The organism is Methylocaldum szegediense (assembly GCF_949769195.1).
Lineage (GTDB): Bacteria > Pseudomonadota > Gammaproteobacteria > Methylococcales > Methylococcaceae > Methylocaldum > Methylocaldum szegediense.
Window position 1 is genome coordinate 515215 of sequence record NZ_OX458333.1, and the last position, 20147, is coordinate 535361.

Genomic DNA, 20147 nt, shown 5'->3' on the forward strand with positions numbered 1-20147 from the left:
TCATGCGTTTTACGCGCATCGTACTTTTGGCTTGTGTGTTTCTCGGCGCATGGGCTGGCGAAACCGTGGCCGCGGAACCCCTCAAGGTCTGCGCTGCGGAAAACGAGCTCCCCTATTCGGATAAGGAAGGCAAGGGTTTCGAGAATAAATTGGCGGAACTCATCGGCCAGGAACTGGGACGGCCGCTCGAATATGTCTGGTGGCAGGATCCGCGCTTTTTCATCCGGGATCAGCTGGAGCGGGGTTTGTGTGACGTGGTGATCGGCGTCGATACCGGCGACCCGCGTATGTTGACGTCGAAGCCTTATTATCGTTCCGGCTACGTGTTCATTTATCGGAAAGACAAGGGCGTGGAAGTCACCGATTGGGACAGCGAGTTTCTGAAGAAGGCTGGGCGCATCGCGTTCGTGCCGGATACCCCTGCGGACACCATGCTGAAAAAAGTCGGGCGCTTCTACGACCAGTTCAATTACCTACAGTCTCTCGTCGGTTTCAAGTCGCGCCGTAACCAATACGTCCGGTACGATCCGGAGAAGCTGGTTCGCGAAGTGGAATCCGGCAACGCGGACTTGGCGGTTCTTTGGGGTCCACAGGCTGCGCGTTATGTCAAGAACGCGAGCAAACCGCTGGAAATGAAGGTGATTCCGGATCACCAGACGCGCTCGGATGGCGAGAAGGTTCCGCACCACTTCTCGACTTCGGTCGGTGTGCGGAAAGGCCAGGAAGCCTTGCTTGCGGACATCGATCGGGTCTTGAAGAAGCGAGAGAAGGATATTCGCGCGGTGCTCAAAGCGGAGGGGATTCCATTGTTGCCGCTGTCCGAGACGGGAGCGACTGCCGCGAAGGGCGAAGACAAGAAACGAACGCCAGGCTGAAATGTCTGGAGTCCCGCCACTGCTTCTCGCGGATGACGTAAACGACAGAAAGACGGCCCGCACGGTGCGGAGCGTCGTCCGAAGGGATGGTTCCGGATGCCGCTCGTCCGTTAGGGTGTGACGTTGAACATAAAGAATAACGAAGAGGAAATTGGCTTCATGAAATTGAAAACCTGTATGGCTGCGTTCGCCGTGGGCGCAGCCTTCTTTTCGGTAGCCGCCTATGCGGAAGTAACCTTCCGGCACGCCATCACCGGCGAAGTGCTGGATCTCAACGGCGGCAAGGCCGGAGGAGACACGGATGCCGTCAAACAATTCAAGGAAACCGGCAAGAATCCCTACAACGGCGACAAGGAAGCTATCGAAAAAGGCCATAGTCTGTTTCTCACTGCCTGCTCCGGGTGCCATGGGCACGAAGCGGAAGGCAAACTCGGGCCGGGACTCGGAGACGATTATTGGACCTATCCGAGGGCGGCAACGGACGTCGGCTTGTTCGAAGTTCTTTGGGGCGGCGCTCAAGGCATGATGGGGCCTCAGAACAACAACCTCAATGCCGACGAGATGCTGCAGATCATGGCTTGGATTCGGAGTATCTATAAAGGCGACCCGGCCAAGGCCGAGTGGCTCAAATGACTTTTCCCCTCGTGAACAGGAGACGCAAACAATGAAAACTCGTACTCTGGTCTTCAGCGTCGGACTACTGTCCCTCGCGGCGTTCGGTGCCAACGCCTACGACGGCACGAACTGCAAGGCACCGGGCAATTGCTGGGAGCCGAAACCCGGTTATCCGGAAAAAGTCGCCGGAAGCAAGTACGATCCCAAGCACGATCCGGTCGAGCTGAACAAGCAGCAGGAAGCGATCAAAGCGATGGAAGCTCGCAACCAAAAGCGTTGGGAGCATTTCAAGAACACTGGGAAGTTCGTCTACAAGGTGGATTGAAGCTGCCCGGAGGCACGAGATCGGGAGCTGGTGAATCTTCGGAAAAACGAGAGTTCCGTTCATGCCAGCTTCCGACTCTCCACTTCTTGGCCGAAAAACGCGTTTCGACCCTGACGCCTCGATCCCTAACGACGTCATTTAAGTCTCGCATCTCCAGCCTCAAACCTTCCTATGCATTCCGAACAACTTCTGGCCGACTGGCGCGACAAGGCTATTCGCTTCGAGTCGGAAATCGAGAAAGCCATCATCGGCCAGCCGCGTGCGATCCGGCTCATGACCATCGCGGTATTCTCGCGAGGGCACGTCTTGCTGGAGGGTAATGTCGGCGTGGGTAAGACGACGCTGCTTAGGGCGGTGTCGATCGCCATCGGAGGGGAATACGAACGGATCGAAGGGACCATCGATCTGATGCCAGCCGATTTGATCTATTACACGTACCTCGACGAAAAAGGCCGTCCGCGTGTCGATCCCGGTCCGGTGCTGAGGCATGGGGAGCGGCTGTCGACCTTTTTCTTCAACGAGATCAACCGCGCACGTCCTCAGGTTCATTCGCTGTTGCTACGCATCATGGCGGAGCGCAGCGTGAGCGCGTTCAACCGCGAGTTCCGGTTTCCCTATCTCCAGGTTTTCGCGGACCGTAACCGAGTCGAAAAAGAAGAAACCTTCGAGTTGCCGGCCGCGGCTCGGGATCGGTTCCTGCTCGAGATCGCGATGGATTATCCGGGCGATGACGATATCCTGGATCAGCTCACCTTCGATCCTCGGTTTCACGACGTGGACCGCCTACTCAGTGCGGTCACGCAAGGCGTGTTGCCGTATCGGGAGTTGGATACAGTCGCGGCGGCGATCCAGAACGACATCCAGGCGAGCCCGACGCTTCGCGCCTACACGCGCGATTTGTGGCGCGCGAGTCACGAACCGGATCGGTTCGGGATCTCCTTGCCCGATGTCGATATGTCGGAGTTGATCCAGGCTGGGGCGAGTCCCCGCGGTATGAGCTATCTCGTTCGCGCTGCCCGCGTCCATGCTTGGCTGCAGGGCCGTGACCGGGTCATCCCTGAGGACGTTCAAGCCGTTTTCTATCCGGCGATGGCTCATCGAGTGTTCCTGAAGCCTGCCTATGAATACCGGCGCGACGAACTGGTGCCGGGATTGGTGGAAAAGATCCTCCATTCGATCGCGGCTCCGTGATGATCAAACCGGCCGAGGAATTCCATTACCGCGTGTCCTGGCGCTCGGACGCTGTAAGGCCCGGGTTTCATTCGAGCCGCCGCTCGGGCCCCGGTGAACGGTTTCATGGGTTGGCACCGCTCCTCAAACACCCGGATCCGCGCCGTATCGATCTCAGAGCCAGCGTACTCGACCCCTTCGAGAACTATGCCGTTCGTATCTACGAGCAGCGCAGCGCCATTAAGGTGTTTGCTATCGTCGATCTGTCGGCGTCGATGGGGTTTCAGGGAACGGTTTCCAAGATGGAAATGCTGGCGGATTTCCTGGGTTCCTTGGCCCTGTCGGCCTACCGTACCGGCGACGCCCTGGGCATCATCGGCTGTTCCGACAAGATTCACGACGATTTTTCCTTACCGCTTTGCCGCCACCCCTCGATGGCTTTGAACTTGGTGGCTCGATTGCGCCGCTATCGGCCCAAGGGGGGTAACGCCCGCGCACTGGCGGATGCCGCGAGACGCCTGCCGACGTCACGCTCACTGGTTTTTCTGGTTTCCGATTTTCATATGCCTTTGGCCTTGGTCAAGCGCATTCTGGTCACCTTGGGACCGCACGACGTCGTGCCGATCGTGTTCTGGGACTTGAAAGAAGAAGGTGGTGACGAGGCACTAGGCTTTCGCCGCATGCGGGATCTGGAAGACGGTTCCGAGCGCTTGTTGCTGTTGCGGCCTACGCTTCGCGCGCGGTTGGAAGAGTCCTACCGTGACCGCCGCGAACGTCTAGCCCATCTTTTCTTGAGCCATGGGCGCGAGCCTTTGTTTCTCGAAAAGGGATTCAAGGCGGAATATCTCACCCGATACTTTCAGCGGGCCGTATGAGAAGGGCATACATCGCGATTCTGGCGTTTCTGCTCGGTGCCGTAGGCTCGCCGGCTCGATCCGGCGAAACCCCCGAAGCGGTCAGGGACTTCCAAGTGCTGACGCCGCGCCCGTTCGGTTACGCCATAGGCGACCTGATCCGTCAGAAGCTGATCGTAGACGTGGATCGGTCGGCAGTGCTGGATCGAAATTCCATTCCGAACGACCGGATCAATCGCTGGCTGGAAGTGCGCGAGGCCAAGGTGACGGAGGAGGAACGGGGCGATTTGCGCCGTTATGTCATCGAACTTGCGTATCAGACCTTTTACGCGCCGCTGGAAGTCAAGAATTTGGCGATACCGGCTTTCAATCTCGTGTTCAATCAGAACGGCGATGCCTTCCAGCTGGAGGTCCCCAACTGGGTTTTTACCACGGCGCCGATAAGAGAGCTTTCGGTGCTACGCGAAGAAGGACTCGAACCCATGCGTCCCGATCTGTCGCCGGTGCTCGCAGACGGTAACGGGCCGCGCCTGCGCCTAAGTTTTGCGATGGTCGTAGGCGGGGGTGCCTGTTTGTATCTCGCTTACCTCTACGGCTATCTTCCTTGGCAGCAAAGGGGCCGTCATTTCAGGGCCGCTTACCGCTCCCTGCGGACATTGAACCGTGCTGCTCAAACATCCGATTACGCCGCCGCGTATACGGCGGTTCACCGGGCGTTCAACGGCGTCTACGGGCAGCCGTTATTTTCCGAGCGGCTGGAAGCGTTCTTCGAGGAAAATCCAGCCTTTCGGCCACTTCGCGCCGAAATCGAGGCGTTTTTCGCGAGCTCTTACGAATTTTTCTTCAGCGAACGCGGGAAGGAGACCTCTCGCGAGGGCGAATCGGGATCAGAAGGCGGACCTTCCGGAGAGGGTGAGGGGACTGCGTTTTCCATGTCCCGGTTGCTTCGACTTTGCAGGGACTGCTATGACATCGAGCGGACTCTTCGATGACACTGGCATTCGATCATCCGTGGATGTTACCGCTCTTGGTGTTGGCGCTGTTACCGTTGATGCGTTCGCCGGTAACGGCGTCGGAGACCCCTTGGAACGCCCTCTTGCCCGTCGATGTCTCGTCCCGAGTTTGGAGCGCGCTGATCAAACTCATGGGCGTTGTCGCCATCGCCGGTCTGGTGTTGGGGCTCGCCGGTCTGCACAGGAAAGAATATACCGTCGATCGGGTGGGAAAGGGGGCCCATATCGTGTTGCTGCTGGATCGAAGCCAGAGCATGGATCACAGCTTCGCGGGACGCACGCCGTCCGGTGCCGAAGAAGCCAAGTCCGTGGTCGCCGAGCGACTCCTTTCGGATTTCGTCCGCGAGCGGGAGAACGATAGAACCGGGGTGGCGGCATTCAGCACCAGCCCTTTGTTCGTCCTGCCGTTGACGGACAACCGCGAGGCCGTTCTCGCCGCCGTGCACGCCTTGCGCAAACCCGCTCTCGCCCAGACCCATATCGGCAAAGGATTGCTGCTCGCCCTGTCGTATTTCACCGGTCAGGCGCTTACCGGATCGCGTATCGTGCTCTTGGTATCGGACGGGGCAGCGGTGGTCGATCCGGACAGCGAACAGAAGCTGCGCAAGCTGTTCAAGGAATACCAGATCCGTCTCTACTGGATCTTCCTACGTACGCTCGGGAGTCCGGGCATTTTCGAAATACCGGAAGATCCCCGCGACGACAATGCGAGCAGCCGCCCCGAGCGCTATTTGCACCTGTTTTTCGAAAGCCTCGGCATTCCGTACAAGGCGTACGAGGCGGAAAACCCAGCGGCCGTACGTGAGGCCATCGCCGAAATCGATCGCATCGAGAGTTTGCCCATTCATTATCAGGCGCGCATCCCGCGCTTGGATCTGACGCCGTTTTGCTATGGCGCGGCCGGTCTTGCGCTTCTGTTGCTGGTCGGTGTGAAACTTGCGGAAGCGGAGCCATGGGACAAAGCCTAAGACTCAAGATCACGCTTTTGGTGCTCGCCAGTTCGATCGTCGCAGGAGCGCTCGAATGGGCGGAGCTTAGGGGAATCCGGCTGGCGCAGGAGCAGGTTCGGACCTTGCTGAGCGGCAACGATATCTCTCCGGACGAGAGGATTCGGGCACCGCTCGAAGTCAAGCTGGCGCGGGCGGTCTATCTCGCCTCCAAGGAGCGTTACGAAGAAGCATTGGACGCTTACTCTTATCTAGCCGACCTGGGCGATCTAGAATTTCGCGTGGTCGCCTTGTTCGATCTCGGCAATCTCCATTTGCGGCGCGCCTTGGAGCATGTCGAGAAAAACGAGATCAACCGTGCCCTGCCGCTGGTGGAATTGGCCAAGGACGCCTACAAGAAGGCGTTACGCCTGGATCCTAGCCATTGGGACAGCAAATACAACTTGGAGGTAGCCATGCGTCTATTGCCGGAAATGGACCGGATTCAGAGTAAAGGCGCGGAAGAGGCGGAGGAACAACAAGAAGGGGCTCTGTGGACGACCGTGCCGGGATTTCCGCGAGGTTTACCTTGAGGCTCCTGAGACACGCGCGCGACCCACGTTTCCTCTGTGCCGTAATGGCTTTTGTGTGTGTCGCGATAGCGCTCTTTTATCCCACCCTGAAGTTGTCGAGACCGGTGTTCGATCACATCATCGTGGTCGACATCACCCGAAGCATGAACGTGACCGATTACCGGATCGGCGATCGACCGACCTCTCGTCTGGAGATGGTCAAGTCGGCCATGCGTTCGGCCTTACGGGAATTGCCCTGCGATTCTAGGCTGGGGCTCGGGCTTTTCACCGGGCGGCAATCTTTTCTCCTGTTCGAGCCTATCGAAGTCTGCAGCGGCTTCGAAGCCATCGATACCGCCATGGAGCGCATCGATTGGCGCATGGCCTGGGATGCCGATAGCCGCATCGCCGACGGGCTCTACGACGCGTTGACTCACCTTCAGGATTTGAACGCGAATTTGGTTTTCGTGACTGACGGCCATGAGGCTCCGCCGCTCAATCCACGCTACAAGCGCGAGTTCGATTCGGTCAAGGGCAAGCTCAAAGGGATCGTCATCGGCGCAGGCGGGCTGAATCTGTCGCCGATCCCGAAGTTCAACGAACGCGGCGAAGCCATCGGCTTTTACTCGGAGGAAGACGTCCCTCACCGGTCTACCTTCGGTTTGCCTCCCAAACCACCGTCGGAGATCGAAGGGTATCACGCACGCAACGCCCCGTTCGGCAGCGAACTGGTCATCGGTACCGAACATCTGTCCTCACTCAAGGAAGACTATCTGCGCGGGCTGGCGGAGGAGGCCGGGCTTCTCTATAGCCGGCTGGAAAACCTCGAGGATTTGGGCAGAGCCTTACAACACTCCGAATTCGCCCGTTTCGAAACGGTCGCCTCCGACATCCGGTGGCTACCGGCGGGGCTCGCCCTGGCGGCTCTGGTCGTGCTTTACGGCGTATTGCCGTTCAAGCTCCGCTAATGGGATGGGCTCTGTCCATCCAACAATGAAGTGCAGTTTCACTGTTCATCGATCCGAGGAGTTGTCTATTCCATGAAAATGATTTTTGCTGTCTTGTCGGTGCTGGGTTTGGCTTTCGCTAGCGAAGTTTCGGCCCACGGCCCCACGCCTCAAAAAGTCGTCGAATCGATCGTGATCGATCGGCCGATCGAAAAAGTCTGGGACAAGGTCAAGGATTTCGGCGCCATCGGCCAATGGAATCCGGCGCTCTCGAAAAGCGAGGCGCAAGGCGGTAATCAGCCCGGCGACAAACGCACCCTGGTGTTCCAGAACGGCGAGCAACTGGTGGAGGAGCTCGATTTTTACGACGAAAAAACCTACGAGTACGACTACCGGCTGAAGGACGTCAACGTCAAGGCTTTGCCGGCAAGCTCCTATTCGGCGGTCTTGAAGCTGACACCGGAGGGGCAGGGTACCAAGGTGGAATGGAAAAGCCGCCTCTACCGAGGCGATACCAGCAATTTCCCGCCGGACGATCTGAACGACGAAGCGGCCGTTCAAGCCATGCAGACTTTCTTCAAGACCGGCCTCGAAAATCTCAAACGCATTGTTGAATCCGAGAATTGAGGACTTACGGCCGGTCGAAGGGGCGCTTCTATAGCTAGGAAAGCCTTGGACATGGTTGCGTCTCTTCGACCGGGCTCAGAGCGTTTTTACCTTTAGTGAAAGGCAACCGATGGAAAGGGAAGCGAGGGCGGGTTAGGCCGCTAGGCTGTAATCCGCCGCACACCGCAAAAAAGCGCGTCATGCGACTACACCGCGCTCTACAGCAGGAAAGTAGGGTGCGGTAAGCGAAGCGAACCGCACCGTTCGGGGATCGCCTTCGAGTACCGAGCGAGTCAGCTCTACCTGACTTCCATTCCGTCGAAGTTCCTCGCCTCTGCAGAGATGGCCGGAGTCCAAGCGACAGGGATCGAGACGCCTTGCCTTCCTTGGTCTCTGGATTCCGGCGATCCCTGCCGGAATGACGGCCTTGCGGGTTGACGTCGACACTGCCGTCTAGCGAGAACTGGTAGGAAAGTAGCGATACGGCACGAGATCGACCACGTGCCCAGGACACTTCCCGGATTCCAGGACTTGGAGCCTATCCCGATAGGCTGTTCGTCCTGAACCTTTCGATAGGCTCGGGCCTGGTTTGTTGAAAGGTTTTGCGAGCCTATTGGGATAGGCTCTCGATCAGTGCAACCCCATGGCATCGGGCCTCCCTTGGCAACACCCTACCATCCGCGTGCATGCGCAAGCGTGTCTTCAGAAGCTGATTCCCATTTGCAGCCACCATTTCTGCGTATCGACGTTGCCGGCGAAAGCCTTGGGATTGGAAGAGTTGTAATCGGCAAACTTAAACAACAGAGCATAATGCTTGCCGAATTTCTTTTCGACCTGGACGTCGAATTCCTCGCCGTAACGGATATTGCCTGTGTCGTCCCGAAAATCGTGATAGACGAACCAGATGTCCACGCCGTAAAGGCTGGTCTTCAAGGTGCCGTACACATCGCGGATGCCGTCGGGCGGCGTCACCAGGAACTTGTCGGCCCAGCCCTGGAAGGCGTGTAGGGTCGCGAGCGGGGTGCGGAAACCCTGGCCGTTGTCTGAGCCCAATTCTTCGAACGAGCCTTTGAAAACGAAACCCCACAAATCCAGCCCGCCTTCGGCCATCCAGTAATCGACCTTGAAGTCCTTGGGATTGTCGGCGTAATCCTCTTGCCAGGCATATTCGGCTGCATACAGCGCTTTGATATTGTCGGTGAGGGACGTCGTGCCCTCGAAGCGAACGCCTACGGTTTGGGTGGAATTGCTGAGTGTATTGAAGGTTTGAGTGGGGTAGCTTTCGCGTGCATTGTCGTAGTCCAGCCATTCTCCGTGGACGATCAGCTTGCCGTAGGGGAAGCCGGTATAGGCGATGTTGAAAACCGGCGAGTTCATGCCGATGGTGCGTGAAGTGACGTCCTGGACTTTCCAGAGATATCCGGCGGTGATCGTGGTGTCGGGCAGGCTGGTGTTGGTGATGACGATAGAGTCGTAAGTCTGCTCGAGCTGGCGCCAGACCACGTTGCCGATGAAACGGTGGTTGTCGAAGATGATGCGTTGACGCCCGACTTTGAAAACCGTTTCGGGCACCCCGCTGTATGCGATCCAGAGCTGGTTAACTTCGTTTTTCTGAGGATCCGAGATGACGGGATGGCGGGTCTTGTCGTTCCAGGTGCTGTTGTAATCGTTGCTGAAGATATCCTGGGTGCCCTCGTACTCGGCAAAGGCTTGAAACCCTTGGAAGGTCGGCGTGAGATAGCCGATCCGCGCGCGGAGGGTATCGGCCTTCGCGACTTCGGGCAAATTGGCTTGATCCACGTATTCGAAGCGATAGCGGAGATCGATGTTGAACTTGCCTCCCCCGACGTTTAAGGCGTTCTCGATACTTTCAGTCAGCCCTTGCGCAAACACGGGGCGAGCGGCGGCAAGCCCCAGTAAGAGAATCCGTAAGAAGCTGCCGCGCTTCCGCGGCTGCCCGGTAATCCGCATGACGTACCCCCAGATCATTGTCATCAGATCAGCAATAAAAAAGGCGTCGCCCACGGGCCTGTGGCCCGCGGGAGGACGCCTTTGTCCGTCGTCTGCGCACCCTCGTCGGCGCGCAACGGCTGTTATCGGAGAATTAACAGGAAGCGTGCCAAGTTCGTCTGACCGTCGGAACGGCACGGAAATCACGGTAGGTAGCGCGGCGGAGCAGCGTCATGGTGGGTGAGGCAATGAACGGTATGCGACAAAAGTGTGCGAAATGCGCGAAAGCCGGGCGAACCCTGCCGCCTTATCAGTCGGTCAGTCCTTCCAGGGCGAGCAAGGTCCTCGCGACATCCGCGATGCGCATATTGCGGCTCATGGCTGTTTTGCGGAGCAGCTGATAGGCTTCGTCTTCACTCAAGCCTTTTCGCTGCATCAGAATGCCTTTGGCCTTATCGACCACTTTCCGATCGGCGAGCTGGGTTTTGGTTTCCTGGAGCTCGCGCTTGAGGGCTTCGAATTCGCGGAAACGGGCTATGGCCACCTCGACGATGGGCATAACGCGTTCCTGGCTGAGGCCGTCCACGACATAGGCGCTCACGCCGGCTTGTACGGCCTGACGGATGTACTCGCTATCGCGCTTGTTCGAGAACAGAATGATCGGCCTCGGCTGGTCCCGGCTGATCTCCCGCATTTGTTCAAGGGTATCCCGGCCGGGGGCTTCCAAGTCCATGATGATGATGTCTGGTTGGCATTCTTTGAGTTCTCGAAGGAGGTTGTGGCCATGCTTGATCCGGGCGACGACCTGATGGCCGGCATCGTGCAAGGCCTGCTCCAATATGGCGCTTCGAGCCGCATCCTGATCGACCAGCAAGATTCTGAGGCTCATGGATTGACCTTGGCCAATACGTCCAGTGAAACCTGCCGATTGTGAAGTGCGAACTGTTCCAGATAGTCCACCGGGCGGAGCGGATCGAACACACCGCCGTCCAGGAACCGATCCTTGCCTAGTGACATCGGTTCGGTGGCTTCCTGGAGCGTCCAAGGTTGGTCGTGTTGCCCCTCGGTTTTGTAGTCCACGGTGGGGAAGGGGAGGCCGAGAGCTTGGGCGGCCTCGCGGTAAAGATCGGGTCGATAGACCTCTTCCGCCAGGGCGCGAATGTCGATGGGGTCGCGCAACTGTCCCCAGCGGTACATCTGCGTGACGAACCAAACGGCATGCGAACGCCACGGAAAGGTCGCCGCGTAGCGGAAGAACACGTTAAAGTCGGGGAGCGGCGCTGGCTCGGCATCGATTTGGTAGTGAAACGAGCCGGTCATGGACATCTTGACGACGTCCGCCGGTGCGCTGACGTAGTCCTCGCGTGCCAGAATTTCGGCTACTTCAACGCGGTTTTCGGGCCGGTCTATCCATTGCGCCGATTCCAGGAGCGCCATCAACAAGGCCCGGTGAGTGGCGGGATGCCGTTCGGCCCATTCGCGGTTCACGCCCAGCACTTTTTCCGGTTTGTTGTTCCAGATTTCATAGTCGGTGATTAGCGTGCGTCCAACGCCTTGCGCTACCGCCTGTGCGTTCCAGGGCTCGCCGACGCAATAACCGTCTATCTCACCGGCCTTCAAATAGTCGACCATGTGGGGTGGCGGAATGACCACCAGGCGTACGTCGCAGTCCGGGTCGATGCCACCTGCGGCTAACCAGTAGCGCAGCATGTAGTTGTGCGTGGAAAACGGAAATACCGTTGCGAAGCACAAAGGGGAGTATCCTCTCTTCCGGTCACTCTCGATGACCTTTTTCAGCGCTCGCACGCTCATGGAGCGCTCGGCTGCGGCCTCGGGATCGAGTTCGGCCATGCGCCGGTACAGGCGTTGCGATACGGTGATGGCGTTGCCGTTGAGATCCAGAGACAGCGCGGTGATGGTCGGTTTCTTCAGCTCCCCGAGGCCGAGCGTCGTAGCGATGGGCATGGGCGCCAGCATATGACCGCCGTCTAACACGCCGGCAAAGACCTTGTCGCGGATATTGGCCCAGGACACTTCCCGGAAGAGCCTGACCTCAAGCCCATGTTTTCGGAAAAAACCTTTTTCCTTGGCGATCACCAGTGGTGCGCAGTCCGTCAGCGGAATGAAACCCAGGTCAATGCGGGGCTTCTCGAGTCCTTCACCGCCCGTCGCGTGAACGGCGGATCGGAGCCATGGGGCAACCGAGCTCATGAGTCAGGGGGTCTCCTTATCCAAAACTTTCGGGGGCGTATCATAAGGAAGTCGCGAAACGGGTTGGTCCGATAGCCGCTAAGAGGTAAATAGTCCGCCCCGATAAGCCGCCTCAAGCATCCATTATGCCAACGTGAGCTACCAACAGGGGAACGCCGATTGGGTTTTGGAACCTTTGCTGCTTGCTTCTCCGGTAAAACCGCTTTCGCGAACGTCGTTGGCGTCTCTGGTTTGTCTGAAGCGATTCAAGGACTTGTCGATCGGCAATCCTGGGTCGATTAGAACGCGCCGCCGGGATGCGGTATGGAAAAAGCCTTCCCACGCTGATCGCGAGTTTGCGCGCGGCAGGGTTGAACATGGCCTGGATAGGCAATGCCTCAAGTCGGGGCATAAACCATTGAAATGCACGGATACGAGGCATCGTCCGATGGCGCGTTCGAGCGCGGCGGCACGCCTCCTTTACCCTTGCAACAAGGACTTGATCTCGGGAATACAGGAACCGCAGTTGGTTCCGGCTTTGAGCGCCGCACCAATCTGTTCCGCAGTCGTCAAATTCTGCTTCCGAATGGCGCGTTTCAGGGTGTTGATGCCCACGCTGAAACAGGAGCAAACGATAGGTCCCTGATCGTCCTCCGCGGAAGCCGGTTTGCCGGCGAGAAGACTCATGCGAGTCCGATCGGGGACTCGATCCAGGCCGAAGAGACCGGCCAACCAGCTACGTGGCGGCAGTTCGAAGCTGCGGTCGATAAAGATGCAGAACTGCAAACGCCCGCTGTGTAGAAGCGCACAGCGATATCGGCCGGAGTAAGGATCTGCGAATTGCAACCATTCCTCCTCGGCGTACGCCCTTTTGGTAGAAGCGGATTCGCTTGAACCCGAGGGCTGGGCACGTAATTCGCGGACCCAAGCCGCCCAATCGGGTGGTGGTTCGGAATGCGCGAGTTCGTAAAGCCAATATCCGTCGCCGCGCGTCGTAATGCGGTAGTCGACCTCGATAGCATGCAGCGGGTCGCGCGACAGGGCGAAGCCGTACCATGCCGCCCGATAGGGTTCGATTCGTATGGGCGTGTGCTTGGATTCGGGCTCCCCGGAGACGGGGTCGACCGCGGGGTTGACCAAAGCATTGATCAAGCCTTTGTTGGCATAAGGGCCGCTCCAGTGCATCGGCACGAATACCGCCCCCCGTTGCTGATCTTCGGTGACGCGCGCCCGGACCAGGGCTTGCCCGAAGCGGCTTTCCAGTCGGACCAGAGAGCCGTCCGGAACGGCGTAACGGGCGGCATCGTGTGGGTTCAGTTCCGCGTAGGGCTCGGGAAGATGCTTCGTCAGCCGGGCGGACTTGCCAGTACGGGTCATGGTGTGCCACTGATCGCGAATGCGCCCGGTATTGAGCACCAGCGGATAGGCCGAATCGGGTAGGTTGGCCGGAGCTTTGGGGAGGACCGGGACCATTCTGGCGCGACGGCCCGGGAACGAGAATCCACCGCCATCGAACAGGCGTGGAACGCCGTTCGGATGACATTGGTTTACCGGCCATTGGATAGGCTTCAAGGCATCGTAGCCGGCTCGGTCCAGTTCCGCGAGGCCTGAAATATCGAACACACGTTCACCGTTATTCCGAAATCCGGACAATCGGGCGTGCTCCACAAAAATTTCCCAGGCCGATTGATAGTTAAAATCATCTCCGTAACCCATTCGCTGGGCCACCCGGCTGATGATCCACCAATCCGGCTTGGCTTCCCCCGGTGGCGGCAGAAATGCTCGCTGGCGGGAAATACGCCGTTCGGAGTTGGTCACGGTGCCGTCCTTCTCGCCCCAGGCCAGTGCAGGCAGGCTCACGTGGGCATATTGGCTCAAATCCGTGCCTGACTCGCATTCGGACACCACGACGAATTCGCAGCGGCCGAGCGCGTCCCGAACCGCGTTTGAGTCCGGCAGACTGACCGCCGGATTGGTGGCCATGATCCAGATTGCCTTGATGCGTCCTCCTGCGATCGCTCGAAACATCTCTACCGCCTTGAGCCCGGGTTTTTCCGCTATGCGCGGCGCATTCCAGAACGTCTGCACTAGATTCCGGTGCTCGGGGTTCTCGATATCGAGATGCGCCGCGAGTTGGTTGGCGAGTCCGCCGACCTCCCGACCGCCCATGGCGTTGGGCTGGCCGGTCAAGGAAAAAGGCCCCATGCCCGGCTTGCCGATCCGCCCGGTAGCAAGATGGACGTTGATGATGCTGTTGACCTTGTCGGTGCCGCTGGACGACTGATTGACCCCCTGGGACCAGAGGGTGACGGTTTTTTCCGTGCGCGCGAACCATTGGTAGAAGGTCGCGAGGTCCTCTTCGGAAATACCGCAGATTCTGGCAACAGCGGGCAGGGACGGGGCCGTCTTGCGCGCGGTCTCGAACGCTTCAGCGTAGAGGCCGAGATGTTTCTCAAGGAAACCAAAATCGATGCTGTCGTGCTGACGCAGATAATTCAGCAGCCCGTTGAACAAAACCGCATCGGTGCCTGGCCGGATCGGAAGATGCAGGTCGGCGGATTGAGAGGTCGCCGTCCGGCGCGGATCGATGTTGACGATCTTCAGACGGCGATTTTCTCGTTTGGCCGCGAGCAGACGTTGAAACAAGATGGGATGGCACCAGGCCGCGTTCGAGCCGACCAGCACCACGAGATCGGCGAGTTGCAGGTCCTCGTAACAGCCGGGGACCACGTCCTCGCCGAAAGCCCGTTTCTGGGCGGCGACCGTGGACGACATACAGAGGCGCGAATTGGTGTCGATGTTTCCCGAGCCGATATAGCCCTTCATCAGCTTGTTCGCGACGTAATAATCTTCGGTCAAGAGTTGGCCGGAGACATAGAACGCCACCGCGTCGGGCCCGTGGGTTTCGATGATTCGCTGAAAGGTATTGGCGACGGTGGTTAGCGCGTCATCCCAGCTCACCCGCCGGCCGTTGATCTCGGGATAAAGGAGCCGGGTTTCCAGCGATAGGGTTTCGCCGAGGGAGGAGCCCTTGGAGCACAGCCGGCCGAAATTGGAGGGATGCTCCGGATCACCCTTGATGTCGGCCGACTCCGGACCGCGCGCTGCGGCAAGGATGCCGCAGCCGACGCCGCAATAAGGGCAGGTGGTGGCGATAGCGCCGTTTTCCCTAGTCAAGGACGGATTGGAAAAGGGTGCAGAACTCAAGCGTCTCGTCCTCTAATATCCAAACAGTAGAAGAAACGAAGGCTGACAGGCCGGGCCTGGCCTTATTTCAAGCTCGATGGCTGCACGGTGCCGGAAGCGGTAAGCCAGGCTAAGATAGGACCGTTTCCGGCATTCAGCCTCATTCCGATTCGACGAGTTGCAGCCACAATCTTTCCCCCTCTACTTTCACCGGAAAGCACGTCGTCCGGCCCTCGTCCGGCGGAGCGGCTGCGCCGGACGCCAGGTCGATCACCCAATTGTGGAGCGGACAAGCCACCCGCTTCCCGCAGACGATGCCTTGGGAGAGGGGGCCGCCCTTGTGGGGGCAGACATCGCGGACGGCGAAGATTTCATCGTCGATCGTGCGGAAAACCGCTACGTTGCCGTTCCGCGTCGCCACAACGCGGGAACCTTGCCGAGGGATGTCTTCGATACGGCCGATTTCGATCCAGTCGGTCATGGCATTTATCCTACTTTCCTCAAGGGCTCGAAGTGGTGACGTTCAGATTCCCGTGCGAGCGCCGCCCAAGGATCGATCTGGGCGCTCTTCTGCGATTCGAGAAACCGTTCGTACAAGGCGCGTCGGCTTTCGGGGTCCGAGACGACGCGCGCCTGGACATAAGCGAGGCCGACGCGTTCGATCCAGTGAGCAGTCCGCTCCAGGTAGCGGGCTTCTTCCCGGTAGAGCTGCAGGTACGCGCCGCAGTATTCCTTCACCTCCTCCTCCGTATCGACTTTGCAGAGAAAATCGGTGGCGCGGACCTTGACGCCGCCATTGCCGCCCACGTGGAGTTCCCAGCCGGAATCCACCGCGACCACGCCGAAATCCTTGATCGTCGCCTCAGCGCAGTTGCGTGGGCAGCCGGATACCGCCATCTTGACCTTGGCCGGGGTCCACGAACCCCAGGTCATTTTTTCGAGCTCTATGCCCATATTGGTCGAGTCCTGTGTACCGAAACGGCACCATTCCTTGCCGACGCAGGTTTTCACCGTGCGTAGTGCCTTACCGTAGGCATGACCGGAGACGAGGCCGTGCTTGCCGAGTTCGGCCCAAACCGCCGGCAGCTGTTCTTTCGGCACGCCGAGAAGATCGATGCGCTGGCCGCCGGTGATCTTGACCGTCGGAATCTTGAACTTCTCCGCGACATCGGCAATGGCGCGCAGCTCGCGGGGATTGGTCACCCCGCCCCAGATGCGCGGCACTACGGAATAGGTGCCGTCCTTTTGGATATTGGCGTGCGCCCGCTCGTTGATGAAGCGCGACTGGGGATCGTCCCGGTATTCGTTCGGCCACTGGCAGAGCAGGTAATAATTGAGCGCGGGACGACAGGCATGGCAGCCGTCTGGGGTCTTCCATTCGAGGAAGCGCATGACCTCGGGAATCGTCTTGAGACCGTGCGTGCGAATGGCTTCCCGCACTTCTTCATGGGTGTGGTCGGTGCATTTGCACAGTGGCTTCTTGGCGGGGCTCACGGAATAATCGCTGCCCAAGGTACTTTGCAGAATTTGCTCGACCAAGCCGGTACACGAGCCGCAAGATGCCGAGGCCTTGGTATGGGCTCGCACGTCTTCCAAGGTGAACAGTTTTTTCTGAATGATCGCGTCGACGATGGTTTTCTTGCAGACGCCGTTGCAGCCGCAGACTTCGGCGGTGTCCGGCATGAGCGCCGCACGGTTGTCCGCGCCGTGGCCCGCGTCGCCCAGGTGCGCCTGTCCAAACAGGATGTTCTCCCGGAAAGCGGAGATATCGGTGCCGTCGCGCATGAGCTGGAAATACCAGGCGCCGTCGCTGGTGTCACCGTAAAGCACGGCGCCCTTGATGCGGTTGGATTCGACTACCAGCTTCTTGTAGATGCCGCGGGCGGGGTCCTGGAACAGCAGTTCTTCGTAGCCGTTGCCGCCTTGGAATTCCCCGGCCGAGAAAAGATCGATGCCGGTCACTTTCAGCTTGGTGGAGGTCACCGAGCCTTCGTAGCGGGCGATGCCGTATTCCGCCAAGTGGTTCGCGCACACTTTGGCCTGTTCGAACAAGGGCGCGACCAGCCCGAACAACTTGTTCCGGTGTTGCACGCACTCGCCGACGGCATAGATGCGGGGGTCGAAGGTCTGCAGCGTGTCGTTGACCAGGATGCCGCGGTCGCAACGGATGCCGGCGCTTTTGGCGAGCTCGATGTTGGGGCGGATGCCTACCGCCATCACCACCAAATCGGCCGGAATTTCCGAGCCATCCTTGAAACGTACACCGGTGACGCGGTCGCGGCCCAGGATAGCTTCGGTCTGGGCTTCCATGCGGAACTCGAGACCGGTTTCTTCGAGAGCGCGTTTCAAAAGGGCCGCGGCCGGTTTGTCCAATTGTTTTTCCATGAGGGTATCGAGAAGATGCACCACGGTGACCTTCATTCCCCGTTTCTTCAGTCCATTGGCTGCTTCCAAACCCAACAAACCGCCGCCGATGACGACCGCGTGCCGGTATTTCTGCGATGCTTCCAGCATCAGTTCCACGTCGCGGATGTCACGGAAACCGACCACGCCTGGTAAGTCTTTGCCCGGCACCGGCAGTATGAACGGCACCGAGCCGGTCGCTAGCAATAGCCGGTCATAGGAGGCTTCCATGCCGTCTTCGGTGCGTACCAGGCGTCGCCGGCGATTGATCTCCGTGACTTTCCGTCCTTTGTGCAGGGTGATGCCGTTGGCTTCGTACCAGGAGTCGTCGTTGAGAATGATGTCGTCGAGCTTTTTTTCTCCGGCCAGGACCGGGGACAGCAGGATACGGTTGTAATTGCAATGCGGTTCGGCGCCGAACACCGTGATGTCGTAGGCGTCGGGAGCGATTTTGAGTAGCTCCTCCACGGTACGGATGCCGGCCATGCCGTTGCCGATCACGATGAGTTTCTGTCTTTTCATGGCTTACCTCCTTCCGGGGTGAATCTGGTTCGTCAAATCAACTCTTGTAGGATGCGGTGACGAAAGGAACCGCATCGATTGCGACGAAATGATCGGTAGACACATCGATGATGTTGGTTGAGTTCCACTCCGTCATGCCGGTAGGGAATGCCGGCATAGAGAGCGCAGGGATAGTGATCCGAAGCGACGCCATCCTTGGCGTCTGGATTCCGGCACTCCACGCCGGAATAACCGCTATGCTCGACGGCATCGATAACACTCAAGCCCTCCCGTAAACCTGAAACAGGCACACCATCAGCAACCCGAACAGCAGCAGGGTCGTCAGCTGCCAGAACAGAACCGGGTTGCGCTGGTACAGAGGCGTGGGACGGACAGAGAGGTGTTTGCCGCCGCCCTTGGACAGGCCCGATTCCAGTTCAAAGGCCAGTTCGATGGCGTCGGCATAGCGTTCGCCCGGTTCGACCGCGACGGCGCGCGCCAAGACCGCGTCCAGCCAGATCGGCAAATCCGGACGGTGGTTGGACAAGGGCTTGGGTTTTCCGAACCGAGGCGTACTGAACGGCTCGATTTCGCCGTAGGGATAAGCGCCGCCGGAGAACAGGCGGTAAAGCGTGACACCGAGGGCGAACACGTCACTGGCGACGCTGCCACGTTCGCCGTGGAACAGCTCCGGAGCCATGTAGCTCGCGGTTCCGGGCAGCGGATCGGTCGGGTCCTCATCCCAGGCCGGCAGCCGCGCGATGCCGAGATCCAGCAGTTTCAAGCCACCGTCCTCGGTGAGCAGGATGTTGTCCGGCTTGATGTCGCGGTGGACGATGTGTTGGCGGTGCAGAGCGTGTACCGCCTTGCACAGTTTCAAGGCGATGTCGATTCCCTGCTCCAGACCGATACGGGTATTCCGGCGCAAGTGCCGTTCGAGCGTGATACCGCGATAGTAAGGCATGACCGAATAAAGACGGCTTTGGCGTTCCTGCGGTTGCTCCAGAATCTCGGCCACCCATGGACTTTTCACCCGCCCGCCGATCCAGGATTCCCGAACGAAGGCGTCGTGATACTGCCGCTCGCTGGCCACCCGCGGATGCGGAAACTTGATGACCACCGGGTTGCCGCTGCGCCGGTCGACCGCCCTGAACAGCACGCTATAACGCCCGGACGACAGCCGTTCTTCCAGCTGAAAATCGTCCACCGTGTCGCCAGCTTCTGGCAGTTCGACGATAGGCAGCGATTCGATGATTTCCCGTAGGGATTGCCGATCGATTCTCGGAAGACCGATGACGTCCACCACCAGCGCCGTGATGTTGTCGCTGCCGCCGCGTTCGAGCGCCAAGTCGGCCAAGGCGTCCGCGCTGCTTTGGGGTGCGGCGCGCTCCAGCAGAATACGAGTGATTTCCGTATGCTTGAGCACGCCGTGTAGACCATCGCTGCACAGCAGGAAGCGGTCGTGGATTTCGAGCGGGTGTACGGCGTAATCGGTGCGGAGCACGGGTTCTAAGCCCACGGCTCGATACAGGATATGATCCAGTTCGGGGGCGTTCAGGGTGTGATCGGTCGTCAGCCGCTCCAACCGTTCGCCGCGCAATCGGTAGATACGGGAGTCGCCGACATGCACCAAATGGGCGCGGCGGCCGCGAAGAACCAAAGCGCTGAAGGTGGTCGCCATGTGGGCAAGATTCGGGTCGCGCATGCCCATGGCGTGTATCCAGCGATTGGCGGCGTCCAGGCTGCGATGCAAGAGCTGTTCGATCGACAAGGTTTCAGCCAGGCTGTAAAAAGCGTCCATGAAGCTGCGTACACACAGCTCGGCGGCTATACGCCCGCCCTTGGCTCCGCCCATGCCGTCTGCCACCGCCGCGACCACGCCACGGCAGGCGAGATCCCGCGGCGACGGCTGGGCGATGCAGGCGTAGTCCTGGTTGTCTTCGCGCCGTCCGCGACGGGTTGCGAAAGCGGCGCTGAAGACGAGTTGGCCGTTCGTCATCACTGAGATCCGCTG

At 59.2% G+C, this 20147-nt stretch carries 18 protein-coding genes; 10 read left to right on the forward strand and 8 right to left on the reverse strand.

The window, feature by feature from the left end:
* The first annotated feature begins 2 nt into the window (after positions 1–2).
* The 10 genes from moxJ to QEN43_RS02280 all read left to right on the forward strand — a co-directional run bounded on the left by moxJ (position 3) and on the right by QEN43_RS02280 (position 7924).
* Positions 3–875, forward strand: a complete 873-nt coding sequence (gene moxJ, locus QEN43_RS02235) for a methanol oxidation system protein MoxJ (protein WP_317963662.1) — start codon at positions 3–5, stop codon at positions 873–875.
* Between the two features lie 159 nt (positions 876–1034).
* Positions 1035–1508, forward strand: a complete 474-nt coding sequence (gene moxG, locus QEN43_RS02240) for a cytochrome c(L), periplasmic (RefSeq protein WP_026610647.1) — start codon at positions 1035–1037, stop codon at positions 1506–1508.
* Positions 1509–1539: 31 nt separating this feature from the next.
* Positions 1540–1815, forward strand: a complete 276-nt coding sequence (locus tag QEN43_RS02245; RefSeq protein WP_026610648.1) for a methanol dehydrogenase [cytochrome c] subunit — start codon at positions 1540–1542, stop codon at positions 1813–1815.
* A 171-nt stretch (positions 1816–1986) separates the two neighbouring features.
* On the forward strand, positions 1987–3006 hold the full coding sequence (locus QEN43_RS02250; protein ID WP_026610649.1) for an AAA family ATPase: 1020 nt from the start codon (positions 1987–1989) through the stop codon (positions 3004–3006).
* Complete coding sequence (locus QEN43_RS02255) at positions 3006–3860, forward strand: DUF58 domain-containing protein (RefSeq protein ID WP_026610650.1); 855 nt, start codon at positions 3006–3008, stop codon at positions 3858–3860. The genes QEN43_RS02250 and QEN43_RS02255 overlap by 1 nt, the downstream gene beginning before the upstream one ends.
* The gene (locus QEN43_RS02260) at positions 3857–4831 is read left to right on the forward strand and encodes a hypothetical protein (protein WP_051331760.1); all 975 of its coding nucleotides are present in this window, start codon (positions 3857–3859) and stop codon (positions 4829–4831) included. The genes QEN43_RS02255 and QEN43_RS02260 overlap by 4 nt, the downstream gene beginning before the upstream one ends.
* Positions 4828–5820: a vWA domain-containing protein gene (locus QEN43_RS02265; RefSeq protein ID WP_026610651.1), complete on the forward strand. Its 993-nt coding sequence runs from the start codon at positions 4828–4830 to the stop codon at positions 5818–5820. Before QEN43_RS02260 ends, QEN43_RS02265 begins: the two co-directional genes overlap by 4 nt.
* The gene (locus QEN43_RS02270) at positions 5805–6371 is read left to right on the forward strand and encodes a hypothetical protein (protein ID WP_026610652.1); all 567 of its coding nucleotides are present in this window, start codon (positions 5805–5807) and stop codon (positions 6369–6371) included. The genes QEN43_RS02265 and QEN43_RS02270 overlap by 16 nt, the downstream gene beginning before the upstream one ends.
* Positions 6368–7318: a VWA domain-containing protein gene (locus tag QEN43_RS02275; RefSeq protein ID WP_026610653.1), complete on the forward strand. Its 951-nt coding sequence runs from the start codon at positions 6368–6370 to the stop codon at positions 7316–7318. The genes QEN43_RS02270 and QEN43_RS02275 overlap by 4 nt, the downstream gene beginning before the upstream one ends.
* A 72-nt stretch (positions 7319–7390) precedes the next feature.
* Positions 7391–7924: an SRPBCC family protein gene (locus QEN43_RS02280; protein WP_026610654.1), complete on the forward strand. Its 534-nt coding sequence runs from the start codon at positions 7391–7393 to the stop codon at positions 7922–7924.
* A 681-nt stretch (positions 7925–8605) separates the two neighbouring features.
* On the opposite strand, the gene QEN43_RS02285 is transcribed toward QEN43_RS02280, so the two are convergent.
* The 8 genes from QEN43_RS02285 to QEN43_RS02320 form a co-directional block, all read right to left on the reverse strand.
* On the reverse strand, positions 8606–9898 hold the full coding sequence (locus tag QEN43_RS02285; RefSeq protein ID WP_156912785.1) for an alginate export family protein: 1293 nt from the start codon (positions 9896–9898) through the stop codon (positions 8606–8608).
* Between the two features lie 265 nt (positions 9899–10163).
* Positions 10164–10742, reverse strand: coding sequence for an ANTAR domain-containing response regulator (locus QEN43_RS02290; RefSeq protein WP_026610656.1), 579 nt, complete (start codon positions 10740–10742; stop codon positions 10164–10166).
* Entirely contained in the window at positions 10739–12064 is a 1326-nt protein-coding gene (locus QEN43_RS02295; RefSeq protein WP_317963663.1) for a CmpA/NrtA family ABC transporter substrate-binding protein, read from the reverse strand. Before QEN43_RS02295 ends, QEN43_RS02290 begins: the two co-directional genes overlap by 4 nt.
* A 459-nt stretch (positions 12065–12523) precedes the next feature.
* The gene (locus tag QEN43_RS02300; protein WP_235726626.1) at positions 12524–15250 is read right to left on the reverse strand and encodes a nitrate reductase; all 2727 of its coding nucleotides are present in this window, start codon (positions 15248–15250) and stop codon (positions 12524–12526) included.
* Between the two features lie 139 nt (positions 15251–15389).
* Positions 15390–15710: a nitrite reductase small subunit NirD gene (gene nirD / locus QEN43_RS02305; RefSeq protein ID WP_026610659.1), complete on the reverse strand. Its 321-nt coding sequence runs from the start codon at positions 15708–15710 to the stop codon at positions 15390–15392.
* A gap of 5 nt (positions 15711–15715) precedes the next feature.
* On the reverse strand, positions 15716–18154 hold the full coding sequence (nirB, locus tag QEN43_RS02310; RefSeq protein ID WP_026610660.1) for a nitrite reductase large subunit NirB: 2439 nt from the start codon (positions 18152–18154) through the stop codon (positions 15716–15718).
* 37 nt (positions 18155–18191) lie between these two features.
* On the reverse strand, positions 18192–18404 hold the full coding sequence (locus QEN43_RS02315; protein WP_156912786.1) for a hypothetical protein: 213 nt from the start codon (positions 18402–18404) through the stop codon (positions 18192–18194).
* Positions 18405–18413: 9 nt separating this feature from the next.
* Positions 18414–20132: a bifunctional protein-serine/threonine kinase/phosphatase gene (locus tag QEN43_RS02320; protein WP_026610661.1), complete on the reverse strand. Its 1719-nt coding sequence runs from the start codon at positions 20130–20132 to the stop codon at positions 18414–18416.
* Between the last annotated feature and the right edge of the window lie 15 nt (positions 20133–20147).